Origin of the sequence: Fictibacillus macauensis ZFHKF-1 (genome assembly GCF_000269865.1) — a bacterium.
Lineage (GTDB): Bacteria > Bacillota > Bacilli > Bacillales > Fictibacillaceae > Fictibacillus_C > Fictibacillus_C macauensis.
Genome location: NZ_AKKV01000025.1, coordinates 94,112 through 114,982, shown reverse-complemented (window position 1 = coordinate 114,982; position 20,871 = coordinate 94,112). Strand labels below are relative to the sequence as shown.

General features: G+C 41.6%; 21 protein-coding genes and 1 other annotated feature. Of the genes, 14 read left to right on the top strand and 7 right to left on the bottom strand.

Annotation, left to right across the window (positions count from 1 at the left end):
• Positions 1-29: 29 nt before the first annotated feature.
• Entirely contained in the window at positions 30-353 is a 324-nt protein-coding gene (locus tag A374_RS19540) for a VOC family protein (protein WP_007202056.1), read from the top strand.
• A 1-nt stretch (position 354) separates the two neighbouring features.
• Here the strand turns inward: A374_RS19540 and A374_RS09840 are convergent, their stop codons facing one another.
• Positions 355-870, bottom strand: a complete 516-nt coding sequence (locus tag A374_RS09840) for a gamma carbonic anhydrase (protein WP_007202055.1) — start codon at positions 868-870, stop codon at positions 355-357.
• Here A374_RS09840 and A374_RS09835 point away from each other — a divergent pair.
• Positions 853-1,749, top strand: coding sequence for an alpha/beta hydrolase (locus A374_RS09835; RefSeq protein ID WP_007202054.1), 897 nt, complete (start codon positions 853-855; stop codon positions 1,747-1,749). The two genes, A374_RS09840 and A374_RS09835, sit on opposite strands and share 18 nt — an antisense overlap.
• Before the next feature lie 41 nt (positions 1,750-1,790).
• Entirely contained in the window at positions 1,791-2,855 is a 1,065-nt protein-coding gene (locus tag A374_RS09830) for a tetraprenyl-beta-curcumene synthase family protein (RefSeq protein WP_007202053.1), read from the top strand.
• Between the two features lie 55 nt (positions 2,856-2,910).
• On the opposite strand, the gene mnmM is transcribed toward A374_RS09830, so the two are convergent.
• Positions 2,911-3,486: a tRNA 5-(aminomethyl)-2-thiouridylate-methyltransferase MnmM gene (mnmM, locus tag A374_RS09825; RefSeq protein WP_007202052.1), complete on the bottom strand. Its 576-nt coding sequence runs from the start codon at positions 3,484-3,486 to the stop codon at positions 2,911-2,913.
• A 3-nt stretch (positions 3,487-3,489) separates the two neighbouring features.
• Positions 3,490-4,440: a tRNA modification radical SAM protein MnmL/YtqA gene (mnmL, locus tag A374_RS09820; protein WP_007202051.1), complete on the bottom strand. Its 951-nt coding sequence runs from the start codon at positions 4,438-4,440 to the stop codon at positions 3,490-3,492.
• Between the two features lie 135 nt (positions 4,441-4,575).
• On the opposite strand from mnmL, the gene A374_RS09815 reads away from it, so the two are divergent.
• The 6 genes from A374_RS09815 (at position 4,576) to A374_RS09790 (ending at position 10,860) form a co-directional block, all read left to right on the top strand.
• A complete protein-coding gene (locus tag A374_RS09815) occupies positions 4,576-5,769 on the top strand; it encodes an MDR family MFS transporter (protein ID WP_007202050.1) in 1,194 nt (397 codons plus the stop codon).
• A 13-nt stretch (positions 5,770-5,782) separates the two neighbouring features.
• Positions 5,783-6,451, top strand: coding sequence for a site-2 protease family protein (locus A374_RS09810; protein ID WP_007202049.1), 669 nt, complete (start codon positions 5,783-5,785; stop codon positions 6,449-6,451).
• A gap of 111 nt (positions 6,452-6,562) precedes the next feature.
• Positions 6,563-6,799: a binding site (T-box leader), on the top strand.
• A 74-nt stretch (positions 6,800-6,873) separates the two neighbouring features.
• Entirely contained in the window at positions 6,874-9,291 is a 2,418-nt protein-coding gene (gene leuS, locus A374_RS09805; protein WP_007202048.1) for a leucine--tRNA ligase, read from the top strand.
• 25 nt (positions 9,292-9,316) lie between these two features.
• Complete coding sequence (locus tag A374_RS09800) at positions 9,317-9,616, top strand: rhodanese-like domain-containing protein (protein ID WP_007202047.1); 300 nt, start codon at positions 9,317-9,319, stop codon at positions 9,614-9,616.
• A 154-nt stretch (positions 9,617-9,770) separates the two neighbouring features.
• Positions 9,771-10,379 (top strand): hypothetical protein, encoded by a 609-nt coding sequence (locus A374_RS09795; protein ID WP_007202046.1) that lies wholly within the window; start codon positions 9,771-9,773, stop codon positions 10,377-10,379.
• Between the two features lie 286 nt (positions 10,380-10,665).
• Positions 10,666-10,860, top strand: coding sequence for a sporulation protein Cse60 (locus A374_RS09790; protein WP_007202045.1), 195 nt, complete (start codon positions 10,666-10,668; stop codon positions 10,858-10,860).
• 562 nt (positions 10,861-11,422) lie between these two features.
• Here the strand turns inward: A374_RS09790 and A374_RS09785 are convergent.
• Entirely contained in the window at positions 11,423-12,679 is a 1,257-nt protein-coding gene (locus tag A374_RS09785) for a BaiN/RdsA family NAD(P)/FAD-dependent oxidoreductase (protein WP_007202044.1), read from the bottom strand.
• A gap of 196 nt (positions 12,680-12,875) precedes the next feature.
• Between A374_RS09785 and A374_RS09780 the strand changes: the two genes are divergently transcribed.
• Positions 12,876-14,513 carry a putative polysaccharide biosynthesis protein gene (locus tag A374_RS09780; RefSeq protein WP_007202043.1) on the top strand — a complete coding sequence of 546 codons (1,638 nt, stop codon included), beginning with the start codon at positions 12,876-12,878 and terminating at the stop codon, positions 14,511-14,513.
• Between the two features lie 50 nt (positions 14,514-14,563).
• Here the strand turns inward: A374_RS09780 and A374_RS09775 are convergent, their stop codons facing one another.
• Positions 14,564-14,992 carry a DUF6884 domain-containing protein gene (locus A374_RS09775; protein WP_007202042.1) on the bottom strand — a complete coding sequence of 143 codons (429 nt, stop codon included), beginning with the start codon at positions 14,990-14,992 and terminating at the stop codon, positions 14,564-14,566.
• 114 nt (positions 14,993-15,106) lie between these two features.
• Here A374_RS09775 and A374_RS09770 point away from each other — a divergent pair, with 114 nt between their 5' ends.
• The gene (locus tag A374_RS09770) at positions 15,107-15,829 is read left to right on the top strand and encodes a pseudouridine synthase (protein WP_040340513.1); all 723 of its coding nucleotides are present in this window, start codon (positions 15,107-15,109) and stop codon (positions 15,827-15,829) included.
• A 39-nt stretch (positions 15,830-15,868) separates the two neighbouring features.
• A complete protein-coding gene (locus tag A374_RS09765; protein WP_007202040.1) occupies positions 15,869-16,513 on the top strand; it encodes a PRC-barrel domain-containing protein in 645 nt (214 codons plus the stop codon).
• Positions 16,514-16,563: 50 nt separating this feature from the next.
• On the opposite strand, the gene A374_RS19985 is transcribed toward A374_RS09765, so the two are convergent.
• Positions 16,564-16,782, bottom strand: coding sequence for a DeoR family transcriptional regulator (locus A374_RS19985; RefSeq protein ID WP_007202039.1), 219 nt, complete (start codon positions 16,780-16,782; stop codon positions 16,564-16,566).
• A 420-nt stretch (positions 16,783-17,202) separates the two neighbouring features.
• Between A374_RS19985 and pepV the strand changes: the two genes are divergently transcribed.
• Together pepV and A374_RS09755 are read left to right on the top strand one after the other, a co-directional pair.
• On the top strand, positions 17,203-18,600 hold the full coding sequence (gene pepV / locus A374_RS09760; RefSeq protein ID WP_156793191.1) for a dipeptidase PepV: 1,398 nt from the start codon (positions 17,203-17,205) through the stop codon (positions 18,598-18,600).
• A gap of 40 nt (positions 18,601-18,640) precedes the next feature.
• Entirely contained in the window at positions 18,641-19,825 is a 1,185-nt protein-coding gene (locus tag A374_RS09755; protein ID WP_007202037.1) for an MFS transporter, read from the top strand.
• An 18-nt stretch (positions 19,826-19,843) separates the two neighbouring features.
• On the opposite strand, the gene cysK is transcribed toward A374_RS09755, so the two are convergent.
• Positions 19,844-20,785 carry a cysteine synthase A gene (gene cysK, locus A374_RS09750; protein WP_007202036.1) on the bottom strand — a complete coding sequence of 314 codons (942 nt, stop codon included), beginning with the start codon at positions 20,783-20,785 and terminating at the stop codon, positions 19,844-19,846.
• Positions 20,786-20,871: the final 86 nt, after the last annotated feature.

Sequence of the window (20,871 nt, the reverse complement as noted above, 5' to 3'; positions counted from 1 at the left end):
TTGTGATATGATGGGAGAGAGATTGTAAAATGATGGAGACAGCTTGCTGTACCTTACACGTGCGCAGTTTAAAGCAAGCGCTTTACTTCTATGAAGGGTTGTTAGGATTTGAGATGTGTAAACGTCGCCCGCAACTGAATTACCCAGGCGCATGGTATGAGTTAGGTGAAATGATTTTAGAAGTAGCGGAACAAAAAGGGGCGATTGCGCATACAGAGGTGACCATTAGTGGTATGGATGATACGTCTATAAAACGAAGACTGGATCACTTTGGAATTGCCTATACGATGGAAGCACAGGCTTTACTTCTTAGTGATCCAGAAGGTCATCTTCTTCGCTTTGTAAGAGCGTAACTTATTTTTTTTGCAGCGATTTATAATATTGCCCCTTTTCGTTATATTCACGGCGAATGCGATTCATATCCGCTACATCTTCTTCTGTTAAAGCACGAATCACTTTTGCTGGACGCCCAAAAGCAAGGCTGTGAGGTGGAATGACTTTTCCAGGTGGAACGAGGCTACCGGCGCCAATAAACGCGCCTTCCCCGATCTCAGCTCCATCTAAAATGAGTGAGCCCATGCCGATAAGTGCGTTTTTACGAATGATACTGCTATGTAAAATCACGCTATGTCCTACAGTAACGCCGTCTTCAAGAATAAGCGGTGCATTGGGACTTTGATGCAAGACAGAATTATCTTGTACATTGACGTTATTGCCAATGATCGTTTTAGACACATCACCACGAATGCTCGTATTAAACCAAATGGAGCTATACTCCCCAATTTCAACGTCACCAGTAATGGTCACATAGTCTGCAATAAAAGCAGTTTTTGCAATGGCAGGGTGTTTGTCATGAAATGGATAAATCATACAGTCACTTCCTATTCTAGTGTTAGTTCCGTTCATACCGTCATCATACCATACGAAAGCATGCTAAAAAATGGAGAAGGAGCGGTCGTTATGATTACAGAAAAAGCGGTCGGACAACCTGTTGGAACGGTTGTCATCGTGCATGGTGCAGGAGAGCATCATGGAAGATATGAGTGGGTTAGACAACAATGGCAGAGCCATGGCTTTCATGTCGTAACGGGTGATTTGCCGGGTCAAGGACGGACGACAGGACGAAGAGGACATATTTCCTCTTTTGCACAATACGTAGATACGATTAAACAATGGGTGCTAGAAGCGCAAGAGTATTCTTTACCAGTATTTTTGTTTGGACATAGTATGGGTGGGTTAGCCGTTATTACAACCGTTATGAAAGAACCACCGGTCGTCGATGCGATAAGAGCCGTTGCGTTGTCCTCACCATGTCTTGCTCTTTATCATCCGATCAATAAAGGGTTAGATCGCTTATCGCGCATCTTAAATGTAACCCTTCCTACCGTTCGCTTTCATGCCGGACTTAAGCCGCAAAATAAAACACGCAATCAGATGGTTTTGGCGCGAGATGAACAAGATCCTTTGCTTGTTGAGGCGGTGTCCGTTCGTTGGTATCGTGAACTTGTAGAAGCGATGACGAATGCACATGCGCACGCGGCTCATTTTCCAGAAATACCACTTTTCGTCATGCAAGCGGGCGATGATAAAATTGTTGAAAAATCGTCAGTGTATAATTGGTTTAAGGAAGTGGGACACAGTGATAAACTATATAAAGAGTATCCCGGCTTGTATCATGAATTGTTAAATGAACCAGAGCGCGAAGACGTGTTTAACGATGTGCTCTGTTATTTTCAACGTTTATTGTAGGATACAGATACGTTTTTACTATTACTATAGGGGTGGAATGAATGAGTGTACCGAATCAACCTTGGGCTTTAATGTACCGCATCTATCGTCATGTTCTGCCCGATGTTGCCTTTTATTTGGAGCAATGGCGTGAACGCGCTGAAAAAATTCCAAATGAAGAATTGCGAAAACAAGCTTTGATGAGTATTGATACGAAGGAATTTCATTGTCAAGGTGGCGGTATATTAGCGCTCTTGGCTGGAAGTAGACGGAATGAAGTAATTGAGTTTATCGTTGCGTATCAAACGATTAGCGATTATTTAGATAACTTATGCGATCGTAGTACATCGCTTGATCCATTGGATTTTGAAGCGTTACATGAAGCGATGCTTCATGCCTTAACACCGGGAGCAAAGCGACAAAATTATTATCGTTTGCGTGAAGATCAAGATGATGGTGGTTATTTGTGGCAGCTTGTGGAAACGTGTCAGCGGGTGCTGCAACGTTTGCCACACTATGAGTGCATTGCAGAAGAATTAATTGAGCTTGCTCGTTATTATTGTGACTTGCAAATTCATAAACACGTCGTCATTGAAGAGCGAATTGGTCGCTTAGAAGCGTGGTTTGAGAAACATAAGTCTAGCTTGCCGCCGATGAGCTGGTATGAATTTTCAGCATGTGCGGGTTCGACGCTTGGTATTTTTTGTTTAGTATCGTATGCAGCGCAACAAGAGCTATCAAAAGAACATGTACAAGCGGTTAAGGAAGGTTATTTTCCATGGGTACAAGGTCTTCATATCTTGCTTGATTACTTTGTGGACCAAGAGGAAGATCGCCTTGGTGGGGATTTGAATTTTTGTACGTATTATGAAGATGCATCACGCATGGTTGAACGCTTTCGTCATTTTGTGCGACAGGCTGATCAAAGTATTAATGCGTTACCGGATGCAAAGTTTCATAAGTTAATCAATCGTGGTTTACTAGGCATTTATTTGGCAGATGAAAAAGTGAAAAGCACACCGGAAATTCATCGAGCTGCGCTAAAAATTCGCCGCTTCGGTGGTTCGACTACGTTGTTCTTTTATATGAATCGTAAACTCATGCAACGGTTTAAACCGTCTGTGTAACCGTAAAAAGGGTCCGCGTCATTGGTGATGCGAACCCTTTTTTTAGTGAATGACGTTATCCTCGTTTTTCGATCGCCACAATAAATGGTGGGGTATTGCTTTGATTAATAAAGCCGTATTGCAAGACGTGCGCTTCCTTTTGCGGAAGATTGCGTGCAAACTGTAAGACGGCTTCTTTTTCTTCACGTCCGCCTTCATGACCATGATATATGACTAAGACGATGATGCCACCTTCTTTTAGATAAGTTAGTAGCTGTTTTACCGCTAGGATCGTCGTTTCACCTTTCGTTACGATTGCTTTATCGCTACCAGGTAAGTAGCCAAGGTTAAAAACAGCGCAGGCAACGCGCCCTTTAGCATCAGCAGGCAGAAGGTGTTCTAGTTGATGATGACCTTGTTGAAAGAGTGTAACCCGCTTGAGAAGGGAAGCGGCTTCTAGGCGCTCGGTCGTGACAGCAATGGCTTGCTCCTGAACATCAAAGCCATAGACGTGTCCTGTTTCACCGACAAGGTTGGCTAGAAAAAGCGTATCATGACCATTGCCGCATGTGCCGTCTACCGCGATCTCTCCTTCGTGACAGACGGATTGCAGCAATGTTCGCGTAAACGGTAAAATTCCTTGAACGTTCATAATCTATAATTCCTTTCCTTGATAATGCTTCCCTTGATAGCTTTGGCGTCGCTCTAATTCGCGGTCAATGCTGTTTAATACATTCCATTTATTTGTGCTCCACATTGGACCGATTAAGAGATCCGCGGGTCCGTCACCAGTTAGACGATGAATCATCATGTGAGGAGGTAACACTTCTAATTGATCGCATACGATTTGAATATACGTTTCAAAATCAAGAAAATCGAGTAAGCCTTGTTCATATTGTTTCACCATTGGCGTTTTCTTGAGAAGGTGTAGCAAGTGAATCTTAATTCCTTGAACGTCTAAGTTTGCTACTGCTTTAGCGGTTTCGAGCATCATTTCTGGTGTTTCTTGCGGCAAGCCATTAATAATGTGGCTGCAGACGGCGATATTATGCTTGCGAAGCTTTTGAACACCTTCAACATATACGTCAAATGAATGAGCGCGATTAATGAGCGTAGCTGTTTGTTCGTGAACGGTTTGTAAGCCTAGCTCTACCCACAGGTATGTTTTTTTATTTAATTCAGCTAAATACGCAACGACATCTGGAGGCAAACAGTCAGGGCGCGTAGCAATCGCTAACCCAACGACATCTTGCTCTTGAAGAACCGTCTCGTACATAGCTTTTAACGTTTCAACCGGTGCATACGTGTTTGAAAAAGCTTGGAAATAGGCGATGTATTTTCCTTTTTTCCATTTCTTTGTCATACGTTCTTTGACGGTATGAAATTGTGTCATCACATCTTCTGCTCGGCTGCCGGCAAAGTCTCCAGAGCCGCGTTGTGAACAAAATGTACAGCCGCCAAAGGCTACTTTTCCATCTCGATTAGGGCAATCAAAACCGCCATCTAGCGGGATTTTTATGATTTTTTCCTGAAAATGAGCTTTCAAATGGGTATTCCATGTATAGTACCGTTTATCACCAAAATGAAGTGGTGGTGTTTGTCGCATGATTTATTCTCCTTTATGCTAAAAAACCAATTGCAGCGGCTTTGAAAAAGAAGCCTCAAGCCATTTTAGCATGTTTTAGCATTGCGGTGCTTACTGAAAAGAAATACAATACAGAAGGGAATGGAGGAGATTTCTGTGCCAAAATCATTATGGATACTTGTTATAGCTATGGCGCTTAACGTAACAGGTACGTCTTTTTTATGGCCAATCAATACGATCTACATTCATGAATATTTAGGAAAGTCGATGACGGTTGCCGGCATCGTTCTGCTATTTAATTCTGGAGCAGGCGTGCTTGGTAATCTAGTAGGTGGCTCTCTTTTTGATAAATTTGGAGGATATAAGACGATTGTGGCTGGAGCCTCGATTAATTTAGCGTGTCTGCTCTTGCTCGTCCTCTATCATGACTTTACGATCTATAGTGTACTATTAGCCATTATTGGATTTGGAAGTGGTGTAACGTTTCCAGCTATGTACGCTTTAGCGGGAACACTTTGGAAAGAAGGAGGACGCAAAGCATTTAATAGCATTTATGTCGCTCAAAACGTCGGCGTTGCGTTAGGAGCTGCCGGGGGAGGATTTGCCGCTTCTTATTCTTTTCAATGGTCCTTTATTGGCAATGCGATTTTATCCGGGGTGTTTCTTCTATTGGCAATCTTTGGATTTCGCAGTTTTGCGATGAAAAATGATAGTGTGAGCGCTCAACGCGCGACGGAAGTTTCAAAGAAAATGAAAAAGAATACGGTGTTTATCGCGCTGCTCATTTTATGTGGCGGCTATTTGCTTGCTTGGATGAGCTATGTGCAGTGGCAATCAACAATTGCCGTTTATACACAAGAAGCAGGCGTTTCTAAACGGTTATATAGTCTGTTATGGACGGTAAATGGAGCGTTAATTGTCCTCTTGCAACCAGTATTAGCTTTTATCGTAAAAAAGTGGATTACGTCGGTAAAAAAACAAATTTTAACAGGTTATGTTATTTTTATGATCTCTTTTTGGTTAGCAGGCTATGTTCATGAGTTTCCGGGTTTCCTAGCAGCGATGATTATTTTAACGCTTGGAGAAATGTTCGTTTGGCCGGCTGTGCCTTCCATTGCAAATGATCTGGCACCAAAAGGGAAAACTGGCTTTTATCAAGGTGTGGTAAATAGTACAGCCACAGCTGGAAGAATGATTGGTCCGCTATTTGGAGGCATGATTGCTGACATTTGGGGAATGAATATTGTTTTTATTGTACTAATAGGCTTGTTTGTGATCAGCATTGTGCTGACGCTACTCTATGATCGTGTGTTGCCAACGAAAGCTAATTATATGAAAAAAACGGGTTGAGATAGGGGATTTCATGGATAACTATTTTGCATTTAATTTAGATCAATTACCTTTTGTTATTATTGCTCTCATTCTAGCGTTTACCGTTCACGAATTTGCGCATGCCATTGTTGCCCATTGGTGTGGTGATTCGACTCCGAAAAATATGGGGCGCTTAACGTTATCACCAGTGCGACACCTTGATCCAATTGGAACGATTCTTTTATTAATTGCGGGGTTTGGCTGGGCACGTCCTGTATTAGTGGATCGCCGTCAATTTAAGCATCCGCATTTATACAGTATTTTTGTTTCCATTGCAGGTCCGCTTAGTAATCTACTGTTAGCAACGCTTACGATTGCTTTTTTATATGTGCTTGCTTTTACCGGCTTGTTAGCGCAAATGCCCGATTCACTCGCTGAATTTGTCCAACGCTTGCTGTCGATGATGTTTTATATGAATGTCATGTTATTCGTCTTTAACTTGTTACCTGTACCGCCATTAGATGGCTATCGCATCTTAGAAGACTTAGCACCAGATTATATTCGCAAACGTATGATTCAATATGAATATGTAGGTGTATTAGTATTTCTAGTATTACTCGTAACGCCCCTGAAAAATTATACGCTAAACCCCATTTTATCGAACATTATTCCGAGCGTAATGAATGTTATAAATCAATTTGTGCGCGGGTTGTTTACGTAAAGACGCTGTTGGTAATAGTAAGAGTGTAGAAGGCATTAGTGTTTTGCCTTATTTTTCTAACGATACTTGACAATCACCGCAAACCTTCATACAATACAAATTAAATAGAACCAATCAGCGATGACAAGGAATAGTAGAGAAGGCCACGGCGAAAATAGAGAGTTGACGGTCGGTGCAAGTCAACCCGAATCCTTTTTGAACTCACCTCTTGTAGCTGCATGAGTGAACAGAATTACTGTAGCTTTTGCCGTTTCCCCGCGTTAAGGGTTGATAAGCGAGCGCTTAGTAGCGCTAATGTGGGTGGTACCGCGGAAGTATGTTGTAGAAGCATAACCTTTCGTCCCTAAAGAACGATTTTAGGGATGGAAGGTTTTTTATTTTGTCTTGGCAGCGATGTTAAGGCTATTAGGAGGAAGAAAAAGATGCATTATAATCACAGAACGCTAGAGCCGAAGTGGCAACGTTATTGGCAAGAACACAAAACCTTTAAAACAGAAGATGAGCTTGGTAAAAAGAAATTTTACGCGCTTGATATGTTTCCTTACCCATCAGGAGCAGGCTTACATGTAGGCCATCCTGAAGGCTATACTGCGACCGATATTCTTTCGCGTATGAAGCGAATGCAAGGTTATAACGTTCTTCATCCAATGGGTTGGGATGCGTTCGGCCTTCCAGCTGAGCAATATGCGCTTGATACTGGGAATGATCCAGCTGAGTTTACTGAAAAAAATATTCAAACGTTTCGTCGTCAAATTCAAGAGTTAGGTTTTTCTTATGATTGGGATCGTGAAGTGAATACAACCGATCCAGACTATTACAAGTGGACACAGTGGATTTTTATCCAATTGTATAAAAAAGGTCTCGCATATGTAGATGAAGTACCTGTAAACTGGTGCGAAGCGCTTGGTACAGTTCTTGCGAATGAAGAAGTTATTGATGGTAAGAGTGAGCGTGGTGGACATCCAGTCGTTCGTAAACCGATGAGACAATGGATGCTTAAGATTACGGCATATGCTGATCGCTTGTTAGAAGATCTAGACGAACTAGACTGGCCAGATAGCTTGAAAGAAATGCAACGCAACTGGATTGGCCGATCAGAAGGAGCAGAAGTACATTTTGCGATTGACGGTCATGACAAGCAAGTAACGGTATTTACAACGCGTCCTGATACGTTATTTGGTGCAACCTACTTAGTATTGGCACCAGAGCATGCGTACGTTGACGACATTACGACGGATGCGCAGCGCGAAGCCGTTCAACAGTACAAAAATGCTGTAGCGACAAAGTCCGATCTAGAGCGCACCGAGCTTGCGAAAGAAAAAACAGGTGTGTTTACAGGCGCATATGGTATCCATCCAGTAACAGGTCAACAAGTTCCGATTTGGATTGCAGATTATGTGCTCGCAACGTACGGAACAGGAGCGATTATGGCGGTGCCTGGTCATGATGAGCGCGATCATGAGTTTGCTCAAGCTTTTGAGTTGCCAATTGTAGAAGTCGTAGCTGGCGGCAATGTACAAGAAGCAGCATTCACTGGTGATGGAGCTCATGTGAATTCTGATTTCTTAAATGGTTTAATGAAAGAAGAAGCCATCGAAAAGATGAATAACTGGCTGCAAGCCGAGAAAAAAGGAGAAAAGAAGATTACGTATCGCTTACGTGATTGGTTATTCTCTCGTCAGCGTTATTGGGGTGAGCCAATTCCAATTATTATTTGGGAAGATGGCACAATGACACACATTGCAGAAGAAGAACTACCTCTTCGTTTACCTGAAGTAGAGGAAATTAGACCGTCTGGAACGGGTGAGTCTCCATTAGCGAATGTTGCAGACTGGGTCAATGTTGTTGATCCTGTCACCGGTAAGAAAGGACGTCGTGAAACGAATACGATGCCACAATGGGCAGGAAGCTGCTGGTATTACTTGCGCTATATCGACCCGAACAACACAGAACAACTAGCGGATCCAGAGAAAGTGAAGCATTGGTTGCCGGTTGATATGTACATCGGTGGTGCAGAACATGCAGTACTTCACTTGCTTTATGCTCGTTTTTGGCATAAAGTGTTGTTTGATCTAGGTGTTGTGCCGACAAAAGAGCCGTTCCAACGTCTCTTTAACCAAGGTATGATTCTTGGTGAAAACAATGAGAAGATGAGTAAATCAAAAGGAAACGTCGTGAATCCGGATGAAATCGTCGCTTCTCATGGAGCAGATACACTTCGCATGTATGAAATGTTTATGGGGCCGCTTGATGCATCGATTGCTTGGAGCACAAATGGTTTAGATGGCTCTCGTCGTTTCCTCGATCGTGTATGGCGCTTATTTATTCAAGAAAACGGTGAGCTCAATGCACGCATCCAAGAAACAGCTGGAGAGGCTTCATTCCAACGTGTGTATCATCAAACGGTGAAAAAAGTAACCGAGGATTACGAAGGTCTTCGCTTTAATACAGGTATTTCACAACTCATGGTATTTGTAAATGAAGCCAACAAACAAGAGGTCTTGCCGAAAGAACTAATGGAAGGCTTTGTGAAGCTATTGTCACCAATTGCCCCTCACATGACCGAAGAATTATGGGAAAAGCTTGGTCACAGTGAAACGATTGCTTATGCAGCATGGCCAGTATGGGATGAGGCAAAACTTGTTGAAAACGAAGTAGAGATTGTCATTCAAGTGAACGGTAAAGTAAAGGCGAAGCTATCGGTTGCCCGCGATGTAACGAAAGAGGCGATGGAACAAGTCGCTATGGAGCAAGAAGCTGTTCAAGCAAGCATTGAAGGCAAGACGGTCCGTAAAGTCATTGCCATTCCTGGTAAGCTTGTTAATATCGTAGCTAACTAAAAAAAGAAAGCGAGGCTGTTTAACGATGGAATTAGGAACAATTACAGCACAAGAAGTAAAGGAACGTTTAAAAAAGGGAGAAGAACTTTCTTTAATTGACGTTCGTGAAGATGAAGAAGTAGCGGAAGGCATGATTGAAGAAGCGGTTCATATTAAAATGATGGATGTACCAAGCCGTTTGTCAGAAATTGATGCGGACAAAGAACACATTATCGTGTGTCGCTCAGGAAAACGCAGTGAAAATGTTGCGTACTTCCTTCTCGATCACGGTTATACGGTAAAAAACATGACAGGCGGAATGCTAGCCTATAACGAAGCGGAATAAATGGAGAAGAGATGTGGTCGATTGACTGCGTCTCTTTTTTTATATGCTTTTTAAAATATGGTATATTTTTACTTTTATGGTATTGTATAAAGAGATGTGTATTCTGATTGTGAGTGAAGCAGTGCAACAAAATAATTGTTGGAGGCGTGTTTAAATGAAAAATCAAGATAGAGTACACAGTAGTTTTGAAATAGGAGTCAATGCACCTTTCTCGTTAAATTATTTAATCTATATGCAAAACATAGTGTTGAACAGCAGAAGTGAAGATGAAAATCCTTTATTTCCGTACTTAGATCGTTCAAAATGGGGAATTTTAGATGATGGATTTGAACAAATTTTTCAAGAAGTTTGGGAAGTAGTGGTACATCATAACTTTTGTAATGATCAGTATGACCATTATGGAATATTGGATTCGGACAAAGCTTTATTCCAACGATTATTTGAAGACAATGAAAAAGGTGTTTTCGGATATTCAGAAAGTGTTACGTCCTTTTTAGCTTGGTGGAATGGAATTTATGGAAGGATAGCCATTGAGGGTATATTTGATGCAGATGGAATGAATACGGTTTATAAGGAATTATCGAAATCAATAAAAGTTGATAAAAGACTTAAAATTGATTTGATTTATGATAGGGAGATTTTTACTAAGCAAATTGAAAATTCTTGGTATGCTATTCTAACAATTCAAGATGTTTTTGCTTTTAGGTACAACCAAAAACCAGAGCTAATTCCAGGTTTATTAAAGTGTTGTGAGGTTAAGTGAGTGATGGCTTTATAGGAATAGGAAATACAGTCTTTTCACCATAGGCATGGCCGTTTTTTTCGAGAGCGAATTTTTTGTAGTTCTTTGTTACACGACAAGGTCAAGCTAGCCACCACCATATGCAAATATATTTTTCGCGAGTTCCTGCACTTGTAGTAACCGTGGAGTAGAGGTCCTTTAGCTTTAAGAAATCACCTCAATGGGAAAACAGTTTTTTTCTTATAGAAGTTTCAAGGGATTTTTAACTAATGTGTGGAAAATAGTTACTCATGAAAGGGGTGGGGCGATGTTGAAGGTGAAGATTTTTGATGAAGAGCATGAAGCTGATTTAGAAGAAGCGGTGAATGCATTTTTGGAGAGTGTGCCAGAATCGCGCATTCGAGATGTGCAATATCGCGTGGCGGTAAGTGATAGTTTAAGGCGCGATGATGAACCGACGATTTATTGTTATTCGGCGCTTATTTTATATCGCTCTACGTAAAAGGAAAGATTGGGAAACAAACCTTCCTCTGTTTCGTTGCGCATGCGGGGAATTGATTTGGTTGCGCGCGTATCGAGGGCTTCCGCTCGCGAATCGGAATCTCTTGTGCGCTTTACTCTTTTCGTCATCATTGAAGAGCTTTTACGCTCTTTCTTCTCATTTTTGAGCGTATTTACGAGATAATCTCTTCATTTTCTCTATTTTTCATCCTTTACCTACGTTGTTGGAAGCAATTTACCTGGTCTGCGCGCGAATCGAGGGCCCCTGCGCGCGAACGGACCTGGTCTGCGCACGAATCGGGGGCTCCTGCGCGCGAACGGACCTGCTCTGCGCGCGAATCGAGGACTCCTGCGCGCGAACGGACTTGGTCTGCGCGCGAATCGGGGTCTCCTGCGCGCGAACGGATCTGGTCCCCGCGTGTTTACAGAAGAGTTTGCTCTCTATTCCAATTTTTGGTGCATTCGATGGCTGCTTATATACGCACGACATAAAAAAATGGCTTGATCACCGAAACGGATGATGAAGCCATTTTTTATGTGCTGTCCCAGACTCTTCTCTTGCTTTAGTGTTGTGCAGCGTTCGTTCCGGCAAGATGTCCGGTAACGAATGCGACGGTAATGTTATAGCCTCCTGTGTAGCCATGCAAGTCAAGCACTTCTCCACAGAAGTATAATCCTGCTTTTTTCTTAGAAGCCATTGTTTTCGGTTCTATTTCTTTCACGGAAACACCTCCACCTGTTACGAAGGCTTTCTCTATGGATAAGGTTCCATTGACTTCAAAGGTGAACTTCTTAAGTAGTGTTACAAAGTCACGAAAGTGTTGTTTTGGTAAATGTTCGCCTGTAACGTCAGGAGATAATCCTGCTTTTTCTACTAAAAAGAGAAGATAGCGTTCAGGTACAATGCCTTTTAACACGTTTTTAAGGGCTTTTTTCGGCTCATCTTTAAAGAGTGCGTTAAGTTCTTGGAACAGCGTTTCTTCATGTTTGTCTGGAAAAGCATCAACAGCCATCGAAATTGTAGTTGTTTTGAATTTTTTGAGCGCTTTGACAACATATTGGCTACAGCGTAAGGCGGCTGGTCCAGAAATGCCAAAGTGCGTGAAAATCATATCGCCACTGTGTGCTTTAATGAGCTTTCCTTTTGGATTCCATACCGATAAGGAAATGTTTCGTAAGGAAAGACCTTGTAACGTTTTAGAGGTAACAAAGGCTTCTTTTGACGTAATCGGTACTTCGGTAGGATATAAGTCGGTAATCGTATGGCCAGCTTTTTTTGCCCAATGATAGCCGTCGCCTGTTGAACCGGTATGAGGAACAGACTTGCCGCCAACAGCAACAATTACAGCTTTGGTTGGTAGTACGGTTCCGTTTTTCAACACAACAGCGGTAACAGCTTCTTCGTCATATTGAATCGTTTCTACAGGAGTATTACTCCAAATAGTCACGCCTAGTGCTTTGATTTTATTTAGTAGGGCAGCGACGACATCGCTCGCTTTATTACTAACGGGAAACATGCGCCCGTTATCTTCTTCTTTTAAAGCAATGCCTAAGCCTTCGAAAAAAGCAATAATATGTTCATTGTTGAAAATGGAAAAAGCGCTATATAAAAAGCGGCCGTTTCCGGGAATATGTTGAATGATTTCATCTACTGGGAGACGATTCGTAACGTTACAGCGCCCTCCTCCTGAAATGGCCAGCTTTCGACCTAGTTTATCTCCTTTATCAAGAAGGAGAACGCGCGCGCCATTTGAGGCGGCAGCCACTGAAGCCATTAAACCAGAAGGGCCTCCTCCGATTACGATTACATCATATTTCATGTGTTACATACACCTGCTTCCATCATAATACGAGCGAAACTTTCGCTATTTTTACAACATATCATATAAATTGTGAAATGAAAAACTCTGTTTCCAATACAGGCTTATGTTACAATACTATTGGTGTTTTGATTGTGCAGGTTTGTACAATGTCTTTGCTAATACTAGCAGCATTTTATAAGTAGGAGATGGATTCATGTCCCGGTTATTACGTGGAACTTTAATTTTAACAGCAGCTACCTTCTTTTCTAAGTTTATCGGACTTATTTATATTGTTCCGTTTAACGCTCTCGTTGGAACGAAGGGATTGGCGCTGTATGGCTATGCTTACAATCCATATACGATTCTTTTAAGCATTGCCACAATGGGCGTACCGCTCGCTGTTTCAAAATTTGTATCAAAGTATAATGCGCTCGGTGATTATATGACAGGGCGACGGATGTTGCGTTCAGGTCTAGTGGTGATGACCGCAACTGGTATCATCGCCTTTATCATCCTCTATGTAATTGCGCCAAGCATCGCCGGCAACATTTTAGGAAGTCATAAAAGCGGGGATGGCAATACGGTTGACGATATTACGTACGTCATTCGCATGGTCAGTACGGCCCTTATTTTTGTGCCAGCTATGAGTTTAATTCGCGGCTATTTCCAAGGCTTTCAATCGATGGGACCGACCGCTGTTTCTCAAGTAATTGAGCAAATCGTCCGGATTGTTTACATTTTAGCGTCGGGTTACGTGATTATTCATATTGTAAATGGCACGCTAACGTCAGCGGTTGGACAAGCGACGTTTGCGGCGACATTAGGCGCGATTGCAGGTCTCGTTATTTTATTATGGTATTGGTATAAAAGGCGCTCTTATTTGCGCGAAATGTATGCCCAATCGGTCACGAAGACAGAAATCTCGCTTCCAGCTATCTATAAAGAAATTATTTCCTACGCCATTCCATTTGTAGCTGTAGGACTAGCGATTCCTCTTTATAAAATTATTGATCAGTTCACGATTGTTGATACGTTGCAAAATGTTGGCTATTCAGCTGCTAAAGCGGAAAATGTATTTGCGATGGTTACGCAAACATCGCATCAGCTTGTAATGATTCCCGTTTCATTAGCAACAGCGTTTGCCCTAACGCTGATCCCAGTCATTACAAAATCGTATACGGAACGCGATTTTGATGCGTTAAATCAACAAATTACGCAAGCCTTTCAAATTACATTATTCTTAACTGTGCCGGCTGCAGTGGGCTTATCTGCCCTCGCATATCCGGCCTACGGTACACTCTTTAAATTAGGAGATATTGATCTTGGGGGAAACCTCTTGCGCTGGTATTCGCTTTCGGGTGTTTGGTTTGCTATGTTTACAGTTACTGCGGCCATACTCCAAGGGTTAAATCGTCAAAAGTTTGCGTTGTTAAGTATGTTAGTTGGCATTCTATTTAAATTATCTTTAAACATTCCTTTCATTTACTTATGGCAAGGAACAGGTTCCATTATTGCAACCAATATTGGCTATACGGTATCAATTGCTATTAATTTATATGTAATTCGTAAATATGGAGAGTTTCAATTTAAATGGGTGCTGCGAAGAACAGCGTTGATTGTGGTCTTTTGTATAGCAATGGCTGCTGTCGTATTGCTCGTAAAAGCGCCGATTGAAGCATCCTTTAATGATGTCTACACAAAACTGCGAGGAATCGAAGTTCTGGTCGTTGGCATCGTCGTTGGAGGCATAACGTATGTAGTGCTATCTATGCGTTCGGGTTTGCTGCAAATCGTGCTTGGACAGCGTTTAGGCTTTTTAAATCGGAAGCGTAAAACGAAAGCATCCTCATAAATCGAAGTGTAAAAAGAAGGTCCTTTTAGTGTGGAAGGACCTTCTTTCTTCTATCGTTTGTTTTGTTCATCGTACCATTTAAGTTGATTGCCGATGCTATACCCTTCGAGAGGAACTTCAAACGTATAACCAGCTGCTTGTAAAGCAGGCTGTAGATGTTCACGGTACACCATACCACCATGTAGGTAAATATGACAGCCGCTCGGTTGTTCGTGGGTTAAAAGCTGTTGAACTACTTCATGGGCCCATTGTCGTTTTTCTCGTGATGAGAAGTTTTTAATGGAAACGTTATATGGCTCTATTTGCTCATCCACTGTTACGAGTCCTTCTTTTGCACTATAGAAGTAGAAAGCGTCATATGTTTGTTTGGCGTAATGAACAGATTTCACAAACAGAGGGCTTATGTATAAATCTATGGCGGCAGCTGAATGTCCTAGTTTTTTTCGAGCAGTAGCTAAAAGTCCTATTTTGCGTTTCATGAGTAAATCTCCTCCTATAGTACTAAAATACCCTCAATTACTAATTATAAAGCAATAATTTGAAATTTTATAGGAAAATATGCTTAATACAAAAGAAAGTGGGTTGGAATGTTCATGAGAATTGATAAGTTGTTAGCACATACTGGATTTGGAAGTCGTAAAGAGGTAAAGCAACTCTTAAAATCAGGCTGTGTGAAAGTGGATGATGTAGCCGTGAAAGATAGCAAAGTACAGGTAGATCCGCAAAAACAAAAAGTAACGGTATATGATGAAGTCATTGAATATAAAGAGTACATTTATTTAATGATGAACAAACCAGCAGGTGTAATCTCTGCAACAGAGGATGCTCATCAGGAAACAGTTGTGGATTTATTGACCGATCAAGATGCGGTATTGGAACCTTTTCCGGTTGGTCGGTTAGATAAAGACACGGAAGGATTGCTAATATTGACTAATAATGGTCAATTATCCCACATGCTTTTATCCCCTAAAAAACATGTCCCTAAAACGTATTATGCGAAAATTTCTGGCGTAGTAACCGAAGAGGATGTGTTAGCTTTCAAACAAGGGGTTATTTTAGAAGATGGGTATGAAACGAAGCCTGGTGAGCTAACGATTTTGCATAGTGGTGAACAATCTGAAATTGAGCTTGTTATTACAGAAGGAAAGTTTCATCAAGTAAAGCGAATGTTTCAAGCGGTCGGTAAAGAGGTTGTGTATTTAAAGCGTACGAAAATGAATCACTTACCGCTTGATGAGACGTTAGCGCTCGGTGAATATAAAGAATTAAGTGCAGAAGAAATGGCGCAGTTAACGGGAAAAGAAGGTTTAGAATAAAAAGGATAGGGTACTTTCCATAAAAAGGAGGTACTACGTATGCTAATTAAAGGATCTACACTCTTAAATAGACCACTCGTATTAACAGAAAATGATCAAGAAAAACACTTTGTGGACAACATTCTGCTCAATCAATATGACTTTTCACTATGTTACGTTGTTTTTGAGCAGAAAGTACTAGCTGATGAAGGAAGGGGAGCTGTATCTGCGCCAATCGATGAAAGCGTGCTCAATATGCAAGTGGCGACGAGTGGAATTGGTTCACAATCAACACCGTTAAGTGGCGTTGGTTATCCAGAAACATCAACCTCCCCACGTACAGAAGTTCGTTATGTACCGTGGTTCAATGTTGTGAATATTGGTGAAAGCATTGAATATAAAGGGTATGATCAGCAGATTGAAGAGCCGAAAGAATGTATTTCGCTCACCTCCTTTTTTGGTTGGAGTGTTGAAAATGAAGCGGGCGAGAAAATCGGGAAAATTAAAGATATTATTATACAAACGCAAGATCAGGTCGGCGTTGCCTTTGAAATTACAGAAGGTGTATTCTCGACGCTGTTCGGTGAAGGTCATAAATACATGAAAATGAATGGCGTGCCCAAGTGGGCTGAGCAAAAATGGATTGTTTCATCTGCGTGGAACGGAGTGCTCGTTAAAGAAGTGGACGACCTCTATACGCTGTAAAGCAAAACAAAAAAAGCCCCCCTCTTTAAAGGAAGGGGGGTTATTTCCATTTATGATACTTTAACTTTCTTAGAAGTTGCTTGCCATAGCCCTCGACTTGGGCTTGTAACAAGTTTATTGTAGGCTAATACGTTCAGATCTCGTTGGATAGTGCGCTGCGTAGTCCCAAATTCTTCAACCAATTCTCGCGTTGTAACGGTCCCTTTCTTTTTAATAAAAAGATACATGGATTTTACACGGTTCAACATACGGTTAGTTGAAGGACTCAAAAAACCACTCCCTATACAAGTAATGTCGTTCATAATAAATTATAGGTAAAAAGATGGTAATTTATTATGAAAAAAGCATTAAACTTTTATGAAATTTCTTATAAAAAGGAAATAAAAAAGCGAAGATAACCCGTGGTAGGTTTCCTCGCTGCTTAGCCATGATTTCGTCATGAATTTATCTATGTCTTTGGTGAAGTATTGGTGGCTTAGCAGCAGTTATGTGCCCTTTGTTCCAAACAAAATGCTCATCTTACTAGTATAACCTGCACCTCCTATTTACGCGATATTATAAATGATAAAATGATTTTTGTCAATAGAAAAGTTAAGAAGGAGGATATGGAAGAGAAAATGACGATAAACGTCTTTCGGTCACAAGAAAAACATGAGATGATATGACTAGCTAGGAAAGAAAGGTGATAAATCATGAAAATTGATTGGAAAGCAGAAGTAGTCAAACGAAAAGAGGATTTGTTGAAAGAAACGCAAGGATTACTGCAAATTCGCAGCGTTCTAGACGAGGAACACAACGCTGCAGAAGCACCATTTGGTGAAGGCATTGCAGAAGCGCTGAACTATATGATGAAGCTAGGTCATTCGGCTGAAATGACCGTGAAAAATGTAGAAGGCTATGCGGCTCATTTAGAAATGGGGCAAGGAGAAGAACTTGTAGGCATTCTCGGTCATTTAGATGTTGTACCAGAAGGCGACGGCTGGAGTGTTGATCCTTTTGGCGGAGAAATTAAAGATGGCAAGCTTTATGCGCGCGGGGCGATTGATGATAAAGGGCCAACAATGGCAGCTTTTTACGCGATGAAAATTGTGCAAGAACTAAAGCTACCTCTTTCTAAACGAGTTCGTCTTATTTTAGGAACAGATGAAGAAAGTCAATGGCGTTGTGTGAAGCGCTATTTTGAAAGTGAAGAGATGCCAAGCATTGGTTTTGCACCTGATGCGGATTTTCCTATTATTCATGCAGAAAAAGGTATGCTTAACGTAGAGTGGACAGGTCGTCCTAATGTGGCCTCACTAACAGGAGATTATGTGCTGCAATCGTTTCATTCGGGTCGCCGGTTAAATATGGTTCCTGACGTTGCCGAGGCGGTCATTTCTGGAGACGCTGCTCTTTGTAAAGCTTTTGATGCGTATCTTGCACAACATCAAGCAGCAGGATCATCCGAAGTGAAGGGTGAACGTATTCATTTAACATTACAGGGAAAATCAGCACACGGAAGTACACCGGAATTCGGAATCAATGCTGGGGTTATGCTGGCGCAATTCCTTTCGACACAAGCGTTAGATGAAGCAGGGAAACAGTATGTTACATTTGTAGCGACGTATGTACAAGAAACGCAAGGTGTTGCATTAGGCATTGCTTCTGAAGATGAGGTCAGTGGACCACTCACTGTTAATGCAGGTGTTTTTTCTTATGAACACGGTAAAAGTACTATCGGTTTAAATGTTCGCTACCCTGTTCAACATGATGGTGACCAAGTATTAGCGAAAATGCAGCAGCTTGCAAGTGACCATGCCTTTGACATTTCAATTATTAAGCATACGCGTCCGCATTTTATTGATGAAAATCATACCTTAGTGCAGACGTTACGAAAGGTATACGAAGAACAAACGGGTCTATCCGGTAAGCCTATTGCCATTGGTGGAGGTACATATGCACGCTCCTTAAAGGCTGGTGTTGCATTTGGAGCCTTATTTCCAGGACGTGAAGACGTTGCTCACCAAAAGGATGAATACATGTTTGTAGAGGATCTCATTAACGCTTGTGCCATATATGCGGAAGCCATTTATGAATTAGCGCGCTAAACAGAAATAAGGGTTAAAAGAAAGAGGGGACGAGACAGTAGTGAACAGTCATAAAAAAACCTCGTTTAGTTTAAAATCGTTTTATGTGCTGTCATTTTTCGCATTTGGTAGTTTATTTCCATTGCTAGGTGTATACTTTAAAGATGTTACAAAATTATCGGGAACTGAAATTGGCACGCTTATGTCAATTAGTCCAGTTGTTATGATTTTTGCACAACCACTTTGGGGAATGATTACAGATTTCACGAGAAAGCCAAAACATGTGCTAGCTTTTTCGGTTGTTGTGACCGGTTTGTTAGGCTTTCTTGTGCTGTATGTTCATCAATACGTTGCTTTAATTTTCATGTTGATTGCGTTGGCTATTTTTCAAAGCGCGATCGTACCTGTTTCTGATAGCATCGCGTTAACATATGTTCATGAAATGAAAGAGGACTATGGAAATTACCGATTATTTGGTGCGATTGGCTTTGCCATTGCTGTATTTGTAATGGGGAAATTAGCGGGATCCTCTGGCGTATCGGTCATTTTTTATTCCTTCGCCATCAGTCTTATTCTTTGTTTTTTTATGGTGAAAAATATGCCAAACGAAGGGCAAATGATGAAAACCGATTTGCGGTCTGGTCTTGCTACGCTCGTGAAAATGCCTAGTTTTATGCTCTTTTTGTTTACGACGTTTCTTGTGTTTGGCCCTATTTTTGCGAATAATTTTTATTTTAGCTTCTATATTCAAGGAATTGGTGGCTCGCTTGCTGCTGTGGGGATTGCATTTCTGCTCGCGGCAGGAAGTGAAGCACCCTTCATGAAAATTGCCGGTTTGGCGCTACGAAAATTCGGTATTATGAACGTTATGATGTTCGCAGCGGCTATTTCTAGCGCCCGCTGGTTGTTTTACTTTTTTGAACCATCCATTACCATTGTAATGATTACTACAATTGTTCAAGGATTTTCCGTTGGCTTATTTATTCCGGCGGCGATGGAGTATATTCGAGGAACGACGCCGACCAATGTTAGGGCAACCGCCGTTTCTTTATATACGGCGGTTGGAAATGGCCTTGGTTCTTGGTTTTGTACGTTTGTTGGAGGAATCATTTTTGATTATTACTCCATTTTTACAACATATTTATTATTTGGAATTTTATCTACGGCTGGACTTGTAACCGTCTTCATCCTCGTGCGATGGCAGGCGAAAACGCCAATGATCGTAGAAAACAGAGAGCTCGGTTAAAGAGCTCTCTGTTTTTTTTTATTTCTCTTCAAATTGAAATAAATCGGTAGATAAATAACGCTCGCCAGAATCGCACGTCATGCAGACGACGATTTCATCACTAGGTAACGATTTTGCAATTGAAAGCGCGGCAAACACAGCGGCACCTGATGAAGGACCAACGAGAATGCCTTCTTCTCGTGCCAATTGACGAACCATTTGATAGGCATCCTGATCGTCTATCGGAAGAATTTGATCATAAACGTTTTCATTGAGGATGCTTGGGATAAAGCCGGGACTCGTTCCTACTAATTTGTGAGGACCTGGCTTACCTCCTGATAATACAGGTGACCCTTTAGGCTCTACAACATAGATTTTTAAATCAGGATAAGTTTCTTTTAGAACTTCCCCAGTACCTGTAATCGTACCGCCTGTTCCGGCAGGTGCAACAAAGGCTGCTAGCGGCTTTTGAAGTTCATGCATCGCTTCGATAATTTCACGTGCTGTAGTCGTCCGGTGTGCGTCCGGATTTGCTTTGTTTTCAAATTGCATCGGCATAAAACGATGGTCTGGATCTTCTTCCAGTAGTTCTTTTGCTTTTTTGATCGCGCCTGGCATTTTCTCTTCACCTGGGGTTAAAACGACTTCTGCGCCATATGCTTTTAATAAATTAATGCGTTCTGCACTCATCGTGTCTGGCATGACAATGATTGCGTTGTAGCCTCTTGCGGCGGCATTCATTGCTAAGCCAATACCGGTATTTCCAGAAGTGGGTTCAATAATTGTGTCCCCAGGCTTAAGAAGACCTGACTGTTCAGCTTGTAGTAGCATATTGTACGCGGCGCGATCTTTGAGACTGCGGCTTGGATTATAATACTCTAGCTTTACATAAACGTTTGCTCCATTTGGATCGGCGACTTTATTTAGTAAAACGAGCGGTGTGTTGCCGATCAGTTCTGCCATGTTTTGAACAACCTTCATAGTGGACACCTCGCTATTTTTTCGTTCATAAAGTATAGCAGATAATGGTGAGAGGTGAAAGTTGTGGTGAAAGTTTGTTATGATAG

What these genes read in the sequence shown, in the direction of transcription:
- A374_RS09780 (WP_007202043.1), top strand. Translation starts at nt 12,876, where the DNA reads ATGTCCCGGTTATTACGTGGAACTTTAATTTTAACAGCAGCTACCTTC.
- A374_RS09765 (WP_007202040.1), top strand. Translation starts at nt 15,869, where the DNA reads ATGCTAATTAAAGGATCTACACTCTTAAATAGACCACTCGTATTAACA.
- cysK (WP_007202036.1), bottom strand. Translation starts at nt 20,785, where the DNA reads ATGAAGGTTGTTCAAAACATGGCAGAACTGATCGGCAACACACCGCTC.
- A374_RS09795 (WP_007202046.1), top strand. Translation starts at nt 9,771, where the DNA reads ATGAAAAATCAAGATAGAGTACACAGTAGTTTTGAAATAGGAGTCAAT.
- mnmL (WP_007202051.1), bottom strand. Translation starts at nt 4,440, where the DNA reads ATGCGACAAACACCACCACTTCATTTTGGTGATAAACGGTACTATACA.
- A374_RS09775 (WP_007202042.1), bottom strand. Translation starts at nt 14,992, where the DNA reads ATGAAACGCAAAATAGGACTTTTAGCTACTGCTCGAAAAAAACTAGGA.
- mnmM (WP_007202052.1), bottom strand. Translation starts at nt 3,486, where the DNA reads ATGAACGTTCAAGGAATTTTACCGTTTACGCGAACATTGCTGCAATCC.
- leuS (WP_007202048.1), top strand. Translation starts at nt 6,874, where the DNA reads ATGCATTATAATCACAGAACGCTAGAGCCGAAGTGGCAACGTTATTGG.
- A374_RS19540 (WP_007202056.1), top strand. Translation starts at nt 30, where the DNA reads ATGATGGAGACAGCTTGCTGTACCTTACACGTGCGCAGTTTAAAGCAA.
- A374_RS09785 (WP_007202044.1), bottom strand. Translation starts at nt 12,679, where the DNA reads ATGAAATATGATGTAATCGTAATCGGAGGAGGCCCTTCTGGTTTAATG.
- A374_RS09790 (WP_007202045.1), top strand. Translation starts at nt 10,666, where the DNA reads ATGTTGAAGGTGAAGATTTTTGATGAAGAGCATGAAGCTGATTTAGAA.
- A374_RS09830 (WP_007202053.1), top strand. Translation starts at nt 1,791, where the DNA reads ATGAGTGTACCGAATCAACCTTGGGCTTTAATGTACCGCATCTATCGT.
- A374_RS09840 (WP_007202055.1), bottom strand. Translation starts at nt 870, where the DNA reads ATGATTTATCCATTTCATGACAAACACCCTGCCATTGCAAAAACTGCT.
- A374_RS09810 (WP_007202049.1), top strand. Translation starts at nt 5,783, where the DNA reads ATGGATAACTATTTTGCATTTAATTTAGATCAATTACCTTTTGTTATT.
- A374_RS09770 (WP_040340513.1), top strand. Translation starts at nt 15,107, where the DNA reads ATGAGAATTGATAAGTTGTTAGCACATACTGGATTTGGAAGTCGTAAA.
- A374_RS09835 (WP_007202054.1), top strand. Translation starts at nt 853, where the DNA reads ATGAAATGGATAAATCATACAGTCACTTCCTATTCTAGTGTTAGTTCC.
- A374_RS09800 (WP_007202047.1), top strand. Translation starts at nt 9,317, where the DNA reads ATGGAATTAGGAACAATTACAGCACAAGAAGTAAAGGAACGTTTAAAA.